General features: G+C 72.8%; 10 protein-coding genes. 2 read left to right on the top strand and 8 right to left on the bottom strand.

Annotated features, from left to right (window positions below; genetic code table 11):
- Positions 1-16: 16 nt before the first annotated feature.
- The 5 genes from WFJ17_RS11765 to WFJ17_RS11745 all read right to left on the bottom strand — a co-directional run bounded on the left by WFJ17_RS11765 (position 17) and on the right by WFJ17_RS11745 (position 5,976).
- A complete protein-coding gene (locus WFJ17_RS11765) occupies positions 17-523 on the bottom strand; it encodes a methylated-DNA--[protein]-cysteine S-methyltransferase (protein WP_251438670.1) in 507 nt (168 codons plus the stop codon).
- Between the two features lie 35 nt (positions 524-558).
- The gene (locus WFJ17_RS11760; protein WP_336648506.1) at positions 559-2,187 is read right to left on the bottom strand and encodes a DNA-3-methyladenine glycosylase 2 family protein; all 1,629 of its coding nucleotides are present in this window, start codon (positions 2,185-2,187) and stop codon (positions 559-561) included.
- A 204-nt stretch (positions 2,188-2,391) separates the two neighbouring features.
- On the bottom strand, positions 2,392-3,999 hold the full coding sequence (gene purH / locus WFJ17_RS11755; protein WP_336648505.1) for a bifunctional phosphoribosylaminoimidazolecarboxamide formyltransferase/IMP cyclohydrolase: 1,608 nt from the start codon (positions 3,997-3,999) through the stop codon (positions 2,392-2,394).
- Between the two features lie 23 nt (positions 4,000-4,022).
- Positions 4,023-4,652 carry a phosphoribosylglycinamide formyltransferase gene (gene purN / locus WFJ17_RS11750; protein WP_251438673.1) on the bottom strand — a complete coding sequence of 210 codons (630 nt, stop codon included), beginning with the start codon at positions 4,650-4,652 and terminating at the stop codon, positions 4,023-4,025.
- Positions 4,653-4,719: 67 nt separating this feature from the next.
- The gene (locus WFJ17_RS11745; protein WP_336648504.1) at positions 4,720-5,976 is read right to left on the bottom strand and encodes a cell division protein PerM; all 1,257 of its coding nucleotides are present in this window, start codon (positions 5,974-5,976) and stop codon (positions 4,720-4,722) included.
- A 121-nt stretch (positions 5,977-6,097) separates the two neighbouring features.
- On the opposite strand from WFJ17_RS11745, the gene WFJ17_RS11740 reads away from it, so the two are divergent.
- On the top strand, positions 6,098-7,519 hold the full coding sequence (locus WFJ17_RS11740; protein ID WP_336648503.1) for an NCS2 family permease: 1,422 nt from the start codon (positions 6,098-6,100) through the stop codon (positions 7,517-7,519).
- A 148-nt stretch (positions 7,520-7,667) separates the two neighbouring features.
- On the opposite strand, the gene WFJ17_RS11735 is transcribed toward WFJ17_RS11740, so the two are convergent.
- Positions 7,668-8,423: an MBL fold metallo-hydrolase gene (locus WFJ17_RS11735; protein ID WP_251438676.1), complete on the bottom strand. Its 756-nt coding sequence runs from the start codon at positions 8,421-8,423 to the stop codon at positions 7,668-7,670.
- A 70-nt stretch (positions 8,424-8,493) separates the two neighbouring features.
- On the opposite strand from WFJ17_RS11735, the gene WFJ17_RS11730 reads away from it, so the two are divergent.
- On the top strand, positions 8,494-9,444 hold the full coding sequence (locus WFJ17_RS11730) for a GlxA family transcriptional regulator (protein WP_336648502.1): 951 nt from the start codon (positions 8,494-8,496) through the stop codon (positions 9,442-9,444).
- A 289-nt stretch (positions 9,445-9,733) separates the two neighbouring features.
- Here WFJ17_RS11730 and sucD read toward each other — a convergent pair whose 3' ends face one another.
- A complete protein-coding gene (gene sucD / locus WFJ17_RS11725) occupies positions 9,734-10,636 on the bottom strand; it encodes a succinate--CoA ligase subunit alpha (RefSeq protein WP_251438678.1) in 903 nt (300 codons plus the stop codon).
- Positions 10,637-10,663: 27 nt separating this feature from the next.
- A complete protein-coding gene (gene sucC, locus WFJ17_RS11720) occupies positions 10,664-11,830 on the bottom strand; it encodes an ADP-forming succinate--CoA ligase subunit beta (RefSeq protein ID WP_251438679.1) in 1,167 nt (388 codons plus the stop codon).
- Positions 11,831-12,011 lie beyond the last annotated feature (181 nt).

Below are 12,011 nucleotides of genomic sequence, written 5' to 3'. Positions count from 1 at the left end.
TCGGGACCGCCAGCGCTCAGGCGCGGATCGCCTGGGCGGCCTCCCGATCCAGCAGCCGGCGCTTCACGTCCTCGCCCCAGGCGAACCCGCCGAGCGTCCCGTCCACGCGCAGCACCCGATGGCACGGCACGAACAGCGCTGCGGCGTTGCGGGCGCAGATCGAGGCGGCGGGGCGCACGGCCCCCGGCCGGCCGAGCGCGGCGGCGAACCCGGTGTAGGTCAGCGGCGCGCCCGGCGCGATCCGCCGCAGGGCGTCCCACCCGGCGTCCTGCATCCCGGTGCCGGACTGGTGCACCTCGACGGCGTCGATCGCGGCGAGGTCGCCCGCGTAGTACGCGTCGACCGCGGCGGCCGCCCGGGTGGTCCCGGCGACGACGTCGGCCGGGCGGTTCCGGTCGGCGAGACGATGCAGGATGGCGTCGCGGTCGGCGGTCCATCCGGACGCGAGCACGCGGTCCTGTGCATCCGCGAGGATCGTGAACGGGCCGTCGGGGGTGGCGATGGTCTGGATGATGGCGGTCATTCTCGGGCTCTCCGTGGTCGAGGGGGTGGGTGGGGTCATCGGCGTGAGGCGGGACGCGGCGCGGAGGCACCCGGCGAACCGGCGCCCGGCGCCTCCGGCCGGCCGCTCCGTGCGACCCTCGCGGGCGCCGCGCGCCAGAGGTGGGCGGTGAGGTAGCTGCGCCAGGGGGCCGTGCGGGCCGCCCACGCGTCCAGGGGACCGGCCTCCGCCGGCAGCCCGGCGCCGCCGGCCCCGGCGCGCGCGGCCACGTCGCCGGGCAGGAACACGTCGGGATCCCCGAGCACCCGCATCCGCACGTAGTCGGCGGTCCACGGTCCGATCCCCGGCATCGCCAGGAGCGCCCTGCGCTGCTCCGCGCCGTCGTCCGCGAGCGTGAGCCGGAGCGAGCCGTCGGCGAGGGCGGCCGCGGCGCCGGTGACGGCCCTGATCCGCGCGGCGGGTCCGCGCAGCACCTCGTGCCCGTGCTCGGCGATCGCCGCCATCGTCGGGAACAGGATCCGCGACTCCGGGTCGTCCGCCGCGTTCCCGTCGCCGAAGTCGTCCGGATCCGCGGCGGAGGACGACGTCTTCTGCGACGGGAACGAGCTGTCGGATCCGATCCGCTCCCCCAGCTCCTCGGCCAGCCGGGTCAGCGCGGTGCGCGCCGCTGCGACGGTGACCTGCTGTCCGACCATCGTGCGGATGAGCATCTCGTGCGGATCCGCGGCCCCCGGCACCCGGATGCCCGGGACCCGGGCGACGAGCGGCGCGAGCGGCGCGTGCGCGGACAGCGCGGCGTCCACGGCCTGCGGATCGGCGTCGAGGTCGAAGAGCCTCCGGGCGCGGGCGACGACCGGCGCGAGGTCGCCGAGACCCGTCAGCCCCGCCCGCAGATGCAGCCGGTCGGCGTCGTCGAGGCGCAGCTCGAACCATCCCGGTCCGCCGTCCAGCCGCAGGTTCCTGCGGAAGAAGCGCTCGCCGGCCTCCTCCACCCCGGGCAGCGCCCGCGCCCGCATCCACGCGAACAGCCCTGCGGCGTCGAACGGCGCACGGTACGGCAGCAGCAGGCCGATCTCCCCGGGCGCCGCGGCGGCGGCGGTCCGCTCGTCGCGGCCGTGGCGGCGTGCGCGCAGCTCCCCCGGGGTCAGGCCGAACACCTCGCGCACCGTGTCGTTGAACTGGCGCACGCTCGCGAACCCCGCCGAGAACGCGACGTCGGCGATCGCCAGGTCGGTGCCGACGAGGAGCATCCGCGCGGTGTGTGCACGGTGGGCGCGGGCGAGCGCGAGCGGGCCCGCCCCGAGCTCGGCGGCGAGCAGCCGGGTGAGGTGGCGCGAGGAGTAGCCGAGCCGCGCGGCGAGCCCCGGCACGCCCTCGCGCTCGACGACGCCGTCGGCGATGAGCCGCATCGCGCGGGCCACGACGTCGCCGCGCAGGTTCCACTCCGGCGATCCGGGCGCCGCCTCGGGCAGGCACCGCTTGCAGGCGCGGTAGCCCGCCTCGTGCGCCGCGGCGCTGGTGGGGAAGAACGTGACGTTCTCGGGCCGGGGCGTGCGGGCCGGACAGCTCGGCCGGCAGTAGATCCCGGTCGAGCGCACGGCCGTGACGAACTGGCCGTCGAAGCGGGTGTCCCGCGCGTCGATGGCGCGGTACCGCTCGTCGAAGGTCATCGCGGGAAGGCTCATGCCTCCACCCTGTCATGTCCGATTCCCGCAGGCTCGCGGAAATCGGACATGACAGTGCGCTCCCACCCGGTCCTCTCGACTCAAGAGAAAAGGACGATCGCACGTCTGCAGGACAGGATCCGCGGATCCATCCTGCAAACGTGCGATCGTCCTGCAGAGTTCGGGCCGGCTGGGAGCCGTGGAGACCTCCGGCTCAGTGGAAGATCAGTGGAAGAAGTGCCGCTCCCCGGTGAAGAACATCGTCACGCCGGCCTTGCGCGCCGCGTCCACGACCTCCTCGTCCCGCACCGATCCGCCCGGCTGCACGATCGCCGTGACACCGGCGTCGATGAGCACCTGGGCGCCGTCCGCGAACGGGAAGAACGCATCGGAGGCGGCGACGGATCCGGCCGCGCGGTCGCCCGCGCGCTCGACGGCGAGACGGCAGGAGTCGACCCGGTTGACCTGCCCCATGCCGACGCCGACCGTCGCGTTCGCCTTGGCGAGCACGATCGCGTTCGACTTCACCGCGCGGCACGCCTTCCAGGCGAAGATGAGGTTCTCCATCTCCAGATCGTCGGGGCGCTCGCCCGAGACGAGTTCCCAGTTCGCGGCGACCGAGACGATGTCGTCCGGGAACCGGTCCGCGTCCTGCAGCAGCAGTCCGCCGGAGACGAGGCGCACGTCCATGCGCTCCTGCTGCCAGTCGTCGGGCAGCTGCAGCAGGCGGAGGTTCTTCTTCGCCTTGAACACCTCGAGCGCCGCCGGCTCGAACGCGGGGGCGACGATGACCTCGGTGAAGATGTCCTTCAGGTTCTCCGCCATCTTCAGCGTCACGGTGCCGTTCGCCGCGATCACGCCGCCGTACGCGGACACGGGGTCGCACTCGTGCGCGCGCAGGTGCGCGCTCGCGATGGGATCCAGCGCGTTCGGCGCCGTCGTCGCGATGCCGCACGGGTTGGCGTGCTTGATGATGGCGACCGCGGGGTGCACCATGTCGTAGGCCGCGCGGAGGGCGGCGTCGGCGTCGACGTAGTTGTTGTACGACATCTCCTTGCCCTGCAGCTGCGTGGCCTGGGCGATGCCATGCCCGCCCGCGCGCGTGTAGATCGCGGCGCGCTGGTGCGAGTTCTCGCCGTACCGCAGGGTGGCCAGGCGCGACGCCGAGATGGTGAGGTGCTCCGGCAGCTCGGTGTCGCTGGACAGGGTGCCGTCGGAGAACCACTGCGCGACGGCCGTGTCGTAGGCGGCCGTGTGCGCGAAAGCGCGCGCGGCGAACTCGCGGCGCTGCGCGAGCGTGGTGCCGCCCTCCTCGAGGGCGCGCAGCAGCGACGGGTAGGACTCGGGCGAGACGACGATCGCGACGTTGGCGTGGTTCTTCGCCGCCGCGCGCACCATCGCCGGGCCGCCGATGTCGATCTGCTCCACGACGTCGTCGCCGGCCGCGCCCGAGGCGACGGTCTCCACGAACGGGTAGAGGTTCACCACGACGAGCTCGAACGGGCTGATCCCGAGCTCGGCGAGCTGCTGCTCGTGGTCCTCCAGCCGCAGGTCGGCCAGCACGGCCCCGTGGATCGACGGGTGCAGCGTCTTCACGCGGCCGTCGAGCATCTCGGCGACGCCCGTGACGGCCGCCACATCGGTGACGTCGAGCCCCGCGGCACGGATGGTCTGGGCGGTGGATCCGGTCGACACGATCTCGATGCCGTTGTCGGCCAGCGCCTGCGCGAGGGGGACGAGACCGGTCTTGTCGCTCACGGAGACGAGAGCGCGGCGGATGCGCACCGCATCGCGGGGACGGTAGAGGGACGGGTCGTGGGCGGGACCGGCCATCGGGGTTTCCTTCCGGGTTGGCGTCAGGTCGCGTCGCCGGCCTGCGGCCGGTGCGCGTCCCGAGCAGGGGGGCGTGCGCCGAGGTCGAGCTCGCCCTCGGCGATGCGGCGGACGACGTCGATCAGCAGGCGCCGCTCGACGGGCTTGATGCGCTCGTGCAGCGCGGACTCGGTGTCGCCCTCGTGCACCGCCACGCGCTCCTGCGCGAGGATCGGTCCGCTGTCGACGCCGTCGTCGACCACGATCACGCTGGCTCCGGTCTCGCTCACGCCCGCGGCGATCGCGTCGCGCACGCCGTGCGCCCCGGGGAACTCGGGCAGGTAGGCGGGATGCGTGTTGATGATGTTCGGCGCCCAGGCCGCCACGACGTCGTGCGGCAGCAGGCGCATGAGGCCGGACAGCACGATCAGGTCGGGGTTCCAGACCTTCAGCTGCGCGTCGAGCTCGGCGCCCCACTCCTCCCGGGTGGCGAAGGCCTCCCACGGCACGACGAACGAGGGGATCCCGAAGGCCTCGGCGTGGGCGAGCCCGTCGGCCTCCCGGTCCGCCCCGATCACGATGACGCGGGCCGGGAATCCGGGGTCGTCGGCCGCGTCGAGGAGGGCACGAAGATTCGAGCCGGTGCCCGAGATGAGTACGGCGACCGTCAGCACCCGAACAGTCTAGGGGGTGTCCGCCGTGGCGAGTCGTCGCGGGCGACGGGCCGCGGAGGCGCCGCGCTCATACGCGGTCGGAGCGGAGCGCGTCCTCGTCGTCGAGCCAGGCGGCGTCGAGCGGACCGCGGCGCCGAGGGGCGAGGAGCAGGATGCCGGCGCCGACGAGGACCTCGAGCCCGAGCGCGAGCGCCACCGGTCCCGGATCCGGCCCCGCGACGGCGAGCCGCCCCGGCCCGAGGGATCCGCGCGACAGCGCCGCGAGCAGCGCGCCCGCTCCCCCGGCCAGCACCGCGATGCCCGCCGCCGTCGCGGCGCGCGGGCCGAAAGGGGCCTCGGCCCCAGCGGCGACCTGCTGCGAGCGGATGAGCCAGCCGGCGAGGGCGCCCGCGGCGATCGGCACGAGCACGATGATGAGGAACCACGGCGAGGAGCTGTCCGGCACGAGGCCCAGCGCCGGGACTCCGGGGACCACTCCGAGTGCGGTGCCCGCCGGAGACACGGCGGTGCCGGCGCCGATCGAGAAGCCGGGGCCTGCGATCCAGGCGACGGCCCACGCGACGAGCGTGGGGACGTAGGCGAGCTGTGCGAGCCCGATCACCACGACGCCGAGCCCGTCGGCGCGCAGGGCCTCGAACAGCGCGACGACCTGACCGCCCCGCACCAGCGCCGCGACGGCCACGACGACCGCGGCCGCACCGACGACGCCGGCGACCGCGACGGCCGCCCCTCGTACGATGTCGCCCGGCGTGTGCGCCCAGTCGGGGTGGCGGTCGAGGGCGTCCTGCACCCGGTCGACGAGGCCTCCGTCGCCCTCGCCCCACGCGGTGGCGATCGCACCGGCGAGCGCACCGCAGAGGAAGACGAGCGGCGGGAAGAGCATCGCCATCCACAACGGGGTCTGCACCGCCCCGAGCGCGCCCGTGAGCGCGGCGCCGGCGGAGATCGCCGCGAAGACGACCGTGCCGCTGATCACGCCGCTGGGCCAGGATCCGGCGAGTGCCGCGCGGCGGCCGGAACGCGCCGCGAAGATCGCCGTGAAGCAGAGCAGCAGCAGCGGAGCGACCGACAGGACGAAACGCGCGGCGGAGGGATCCAGTCCGGTCGATCGCACCAGCGCGTCGGGCAGGGCGACCGTGAGCGGCACCCCGTGGCCGAACTGCCACAGCGTCGCCGTCGTCGGCCACAGCGCCCCCCAGTCGGCGCGCTGCCCGAACGCCACCGCCCAGATCACGGTGAGCGGGGCGAGCAGCAGGGCGAGGCCGATCGCGGCCGCGACCACGGCGTCGACCGCCGCCAGGAGCACGATGAGGAGGCGTTGCATGACGGTTTCGAGCCTACGTCCTCCCCTTCGCGCTCCCCTGCGGGCACGCGGGCGACGCCGCCCGCAGCGCGACACACGGACGACATCCGCGACGCGATACGGTTTTCCGCGGAGGTCCCCCATGACAACAGTCCCCCCGCCCACGACCGACCAGACCGCCGCGGAGCCGAAGAACGCCCTCGACCGGTTCTTCGAGATCACCCGACGCGGATCCACCCTCGGCACCGAGGTCCGCGGCGGCATCGTCACCTTCGTGACGATGGCCTACATCGTGATCCTCAACCCGATCATCCTGGCCACGCCCGACGTCGCCGGCCACACCCTCCCCGGCACTGCCGTCGCCGCCGCCACGGCGCTGACCGCGGGCGTGATGACGATCCTGTTCGGGCTCGTCGCCCGGCTGCCCTTCGCCTTCGCGGCCGGGCTCGGCATCAACGCGTTCCTCGCGTTCACGGTCGTGAAGTCGGTCACCTGGCCCGAGGCGATGGCACTGGTGATGATCAACGGCCTCATCATCGTCCTGCTCGCCGCGACCGGACTGCGCAAGCTCATCTTCGACGCCGTTCCCGTGCAGCTCAAGCTCGCCATCACGGTCGGCATCGGCCTCTTCATCGCCTTCATCGGCTTCGTGAACGCGGGCTTCGTCACCTCGACCAAGCAGCCCTCCCCGCCGGTCGACCTCGGCGTCGGCGGATCCGTCGCCTCGATCCCCACGCTGCTGTTCGTGCTCACCCTGCTGATCGGCGGGGTGCTCATCGCCCTGCGGGTCAAGGGAGCGATCCTGATCGCGCTCGTCGGCGGAACCGTGCTCGCCGCGATCCTCAACCTGATCTGGCCGTTCGGGCTGAACTTCGGCTTCTCGGGCAGCATCGTGAGCATCCCCGACCTCAGTCTGATCGGGCGGGTCGGCTTCGGCTTCGACCTCGCGAAGGTCGGCGGCGTCACCCTGGTGATGTTCGTCTTCACGCTGCTGTTCTCGAACTTCTTCGACGCGATGGGCACGATGACCGGTCTCGCGAAGGAGGCCGACCTGGCGAACGAGAAGGGCGACTTCCCGCGCATCAAGTCGGCGCTCGTCGTCGAGGGCGTCGGCGCGATCGTCGGCGGGGGCACGTCGTCCTCGTCCGCGACCGTGTTCGTCGAGTCCGGCGCGGGCATCGGCGAGGGCGCGCGCACGGGCCTCGCGACCACCGTCACCGGCGTGCTGTTCCTGCTCGCGATGTTCTTCACGCCGCTCACCGCCCTGGTCCCGAGCGCGGTCGCGGCGGCAGCGCTCGTGCTCGTCGGCGCGATGATGCTGTCGCAGATCAAGAACATCGACCTGACCGACTTCCGCGTCCTGCTGCCGGTGTTCCTCACGGTCACGGTCATGCCGATGACCTACTCGATCGCCAACGGCATCGGCGCCGGCTTCGTCAGCTGGATCGTCGTGAACGCCCTCACCGGCCGTGCGAAGACGATCCATCCGCTGCTGTGGGCGGTCGGCATCGGGTTCGTGCTGTTCTTCGCCCGCGGCCCCATCGAGGCGCTGCTCGGCGCCTGAGGATCCGCCGGCCGCGCCCGGATCCGTCCAGATCCGTCGAGGCCCCCTCGCAGCATCGAGGCCCCCTCCCCGGAACGTTTCCGGGAGGGGGCCTCGATGCGCAGAGGGGGCTTCGACGTGCGCCCGGCGGCGCACCGCGTCCCGGGGCTCAGAGCGGGAGCGGGACGCCTGCCTCTGGCACGCGCAGCCGGTCGGACAGGCCCGCGTAGCCGAACTCCCGCACGAGCCGCTCGCGGGTCTCGGAGAAGTGGTGCCAGCCCTCGGCGTGCACGGGCACGATCACGGCGTCGCCGAGCTCGCGCGCCGCCTCGACCGCGGTGCGCGCGTTGAGGGTGAGGTCGGCGTCGCCGAAGCGGCCGACGTTCGCCGCACCGGCGAAGAGCACCGCGACGTCGATGCGCCCGATCCGCTCCGCGATGGCCGTGACGAGCGCGACCGAGGCGTTGTCGCCCGAGACGTAGACGACCCGCTCCCCCGGTGCGCTCAGCACGAAGCCGGTCACCGTGCCGGACAGCTCCTCGGCGCCCTCCGGCCCGTGCAGCGCCGGCACCGCCGTGATCTCCACGTCGCCGATGCGGTGGGTCTGCCACGGCGCGAGCCCGGTGACCCCTTCCACCCGATCCTCGGCCTCCGGGGTGGAGAGCACGACGCCCGCGCGCGGCAGGAAGGCCCGCCCCGCCTCGTCGAGGTTGTCCGGGTGCTGGTCGTGCGAGAGCAGGACCGCATCGATCTCGCCCACCGCGTCGGCGTCGAGGGCGGGGCCGGTGAGCTTGTGCAGCGGGATGCCGCCCGGATACGTCTGCGGGGCGTCGAAGGTGGGATCCGTGAGCAGACGCAGGCCGGCGTAGTCGATCACGGCGGTCGGTCCGCCGACGAGGGTGAGGGTCAGAGGGTTCTGGGTCATGGATCCATCGTGTCGAGCCGGTAGACGGCGCGGGAGTGGCCCTGATGACACCTTTCGATAAGATCGGGCCATGCGCACCGCCGCCGTCCTCGCGTTCCCCGGGATCAGCCCCTTCCACCTCTCCGTCCCGCTGATGGTCTTCGGCGGGGTCGGCGTCCGCTCGGTCGAGGCCGCCTACCGCGTCGTCACCGTCGCGGAGCGCCCCGGAGCCGTCCGCACCGCCGCCGGGCTCGACCTCCTGGTGACCGACGGGCTGGACCTCCTCGCGACCGCGGATCTCGTCGTGCTGCCGAGCTGGGATCCGGATCTGGTGCCGAGCGCCGAGCTCCTGGACGCGGTCCGCACGGCGCACGCGCACGGGGCGAAGGTGCTCGGCCTGTGCCTCGGCGCCTTCGTGGTGGCCGCGAGCGGCATCGCGCAGGGCAGGGAGGTCTCCACGCACTGGTCCGCGGGCCCGCAGCTCGCCGCGCGCCACCCCGAGCTCACGGTGCGGTGCGAGGCGCTGTGGACCGACCTCGGCGACGTCGTGACCTCCGCCGGCGTGGCAGCCGCCCTGGACTGCTGCCTGCACGTCGTCCGCACGGAGCAGGGCAGCGCCGTCGCCGCCGACCTGGCCCGCTCGCTCGTGATGGCGCCGCACCGCGAGGGATCCCAGGCGCAGTTCCTCTCCCGCCCGCTCGCCGCCGACCGGGACGGGGACGAGATCGACCGTGCCATCGCCTGGGCGCTCGAGCGGCTCGACACCCCGGCGCCCCTCGACGCCTGGGCGGGCGCCGTGCACCTCTCCCGCCGCACGTTCACCCGGCGCTTCCGCGACCGCACCGGCAGCAGCCCCGGCGACTGGCTGCTGCAGCGCCGCCTGGACGAGGCGCGACGGCTGCTGGAGACCTCGGATCTGCCCGTCGAGGCCGTCGCGCACCGCACCGGCTTCGGCAGCGCCGTGACCCTGCGCCACCACTTCCGCGCGCGCTTCGGCACCACCCCGGGCGCGCACCGCCGGGCGTTCGCCGGCCCCGCCTGACCGTCGCGCCGTGGGCTTCCGGCAGAGTCCCGCCCGTCCCGGCCTGCCTCCTGCCCCGCCTCCCGGCCCGCCTCCAGCCCGTCCTGCCCCGCCTCCTGCCCGCCTCCTGGCCCGCCTCCTGCCCCCAGATCAGGACCATCGACCGAGATCAGGCGGATCCCGCCAGATCCGCCCGATCTCGGTCGATTCACCTCTTCCCGGCAGGGCCGGAGCGCTCTCCGGGCCTCACCGGACGGCACAATGAAGGGCCCCGGGCAGATCCGCCCGGGGCCCTTCGATCGGCGGCTGCTTACAGCGCGGCGAACACCTCGCGCAGCAGGGCGGCGGTCTCGGACGGCGTCTTGCCGACCTTGACCCCGGCGGCCTCGAGGGCCTCCTTCTTCGCCTGGGCGGTGCCCGCGGAGCCGGAGACGATGGCGCCGGCGTGGCCCATGGTCTTGCCCTCGGGGGCGGTGAAGCCCGCGACGTAGCCGACGACGGGCTTGGTGACGTTGGCCTTGATGAACTCGGCCGCGCGCTCCTCGGCGTCGCCGCCGATCTCGCCGATCATCACGATCGCCTTGGTCTCGGGGTCGGCCTCGAACGCGGCGAGCGCGTCGATGTGCGTGGTCCCGATGATCGGGTCGCCGCCGATGCCGATGGCGGTGGAGAAGCCCAGGTCGCGCAGCTCGAACATCATCTGGTAGGTCAGGGTGCCCGACTTCGAGACGAGGCCGATCGGGCCCTTGCCCGTGATGTTCGCCGGCGTGATGCCCGCGAGCGCCTCGCCCGGGGTGATGATGCCGGGGCAGTTCGGGCCGATGATGCGGGTCTTGTTGCCCTTCTCGGTCGCGTACGCCCACGCCTCGGCGGAGTCGCCGACGGGCACGCCCTCGGTGATGACGACGAGCAGCGGGATCTCGGCGTCGATGGCCTCGATCATCGCGTCCTTCGTGAACGCCGGCGGCACGAAGGCGACGGACACGTTGGCGCCGGTCTTCTCGATGGCCTCGGCGACCGAGGCGAACACCGGCAGCTCGACGGCGTTGCCGTCCTTGTCGGTGTGCGAGACGGTGGTGCCGGCCTTGCGCGCGTTGACGCCGCCGACGACGTTGGTGCCGGCCTTCAGCATGAGCGCGGTGTGCTTGGTGCCCTCGCCGCCCGTGATGCCCTGGACGATGACCTTGGAGTCCTTGTTGAGGTAGATAGACATGTTCCTAGTCCTTGTCTCGTCGGAAGGTCAGGCGTTCGCCAGCTCGGCGGCCTTGTCGGCGCCCTCGTCCATGGTGGCGGCGAGCGTGACGAGCGGGTGGTTCGCGGCCGTGAGGATCGCGCGCCCCTCCTCGACCTGGTTGCCGTCGAGGCGCACGACAAGCGGCTTGGTGGCCGCGTCGCCGAGGATCTCGAGCGCCTTGACGATGCCCTCCGCCACGGCCACGCAGCTGGTGATGCCGCCGAAGACGTTGACGAAGACGCTCTTGACCTGCTCGTCGCCGAGGATCACGTCGAGGCCGGAGGCCATGACCTGCGCGTTCGCGCCGCCGCCGATGTCGAGGAAGTTCGCCGGCTTCACGCCGCCGTGGTTCTCGCCCGCGTAGGCGACGACGTCGAGGGTCGACATGACCAGGCCCGCGCCGTTGCCGATGATGCCGACCTGGCCGTCGAGCTTGACGTAGTTCAGGCCCGACTCCTTGGCCTTGGCCTCGAGCGGGTTCTCGGTCGCCTTGTCGGCGAGCTCCTCGTGCTCGGGGTGGCGCACCTCGGAGGCGTTGTCGTCGAGCGTGACCTTGCCGTCCAGGGCGATGATGTCCCCGTCCTCGGTCTGCACGAGCGGGTTGACCTCGACCAGGGTCGCGTCCTCGCCCTTGTAGACCTCGTAGAGCTTGACGAAGACGTCGGCGACCTTCTCGGCGAGGCCCGGCTCGAAGTTGCCGGCCTTCGCGATCTCGAGCGCCTTCTCCGGGGTGATGCCCTCGAGCGGGTTGACCTCGACGCGGGCGAGCGCCTCGGGCTTCTCCACGGCGAGCTGCTCGATCTCCATGCCGCCCTCGACCGAGGCGAGGCTCAGGTAGGAGCGGTTGGAGCGGTCCAGCAGCACGGAGAAGTAGAACTCGCGGGCGATGCGGGCGCCGGCGGCGACCATGACGCGCTTGACGACGTGGCCCTTGATGTCCAGGCCCAGGATCGCCTTCGCGGCCTCGTACGCCTCATCGGGGTTCTTCGCGACCTTCACGCCGCCGGCCTTGCCGCGGCCGCCGGTCTTGACCTGCGCCTTGACGACGACCACTCCGCCGAGCTTCTCCGCCGCTGCCTTCACCTCCTCGGGGGTGTCGGCGACGATGCCGGCGAGGACCGGCACTCCGTACTTCTCGAAAAGGTCTCGTGCCTGGTACTCGTAGAGGTCCACGTGCAGTCCTTCGCTGGTTGCGACGAATGGGACGCGACAGGAATTCTGTCGGGTGTCGATGTGATTCGACCCGATCAACCAGCCTACTACCGCGGAATCGCGCTTCCTGACCGCGGACCCGGCCACCTGTCCGGCCCCCGAGACCTCGGGTGACTCGGCAGTCCCGGCGCAGGATCCGGAC

It is taken from the genome of Microbacterium sp. MMO-10 (assembly GCF_037148715.1).
In the GTDB taxonomy this organism is placed as follows: domain Bacteria; phylum Actinomycetota; class Actinomycetes; order Actinomycetales; family Microbacteriaceae; genus Microbacterium.
This window is presented reverse-complemented; position numbering and strand designations above follow the sequence as displayed.

Bases quoted from the DNA above. Each gene is read 5' to 3' on its own strand.
- WFJ17_RS11745 (WP_336648504.1), bottom strand. From the start codon at position 5,976: ATGCAACGCCTCCTCATCGTGCTCCTGGCGGCGGTCGACGCCGTGGTC.
- WFJ17_RS11760 (WP_336648506.1), bottom strand. From the start codon at position 2,187: ATGAGCCTTCCCGCGATGACCTTCGACGAGCGGTACCGCGCCATCGAC.
- WFJ17_RS11740 (WP_336648503.1), top strand. From the start codon at position 6,098: ATGACAACAGTCCCCCCGCCCACGACCGACCAGACCGCCGCGGAGCCG.
- WFJ17_RS11735 (WP_251438676.1), bottom strand. From the start codon at position 8,423: ATGACCCAGAACCCTCTGACCCTCACCCTCGTCGGCGGACCGACCGCC.
- WFJ17_RS11765 (WP_251438670.1), bottom strand. From the start codon at position 523: ATGACCGCCATCATCCAGACCATCGCCACCCCCGACGGCCCGTTCACG.
- sucD (WP_251438678.1), bottom strand. From the start codon at position 10,636: ATGTCTATCTACCTCAACAAGGACTCCAAGGTCATCGTCCAGGGCATC.
- WFJ17_RS11730 (WP_336648502.1), top strand. From the start codon at position 8,494: ATGCGCACCGCCGCCGTCCTCGCGTTCCCCGGGATCAGCCCCTTCCAC.
- purH (WP_336648505.1), bottom strand. From the start codon at position 3,999: ATGGCCGGTCCCGCCCACGACCCGTCCCTCTACCGTCCCCGCGATGCG.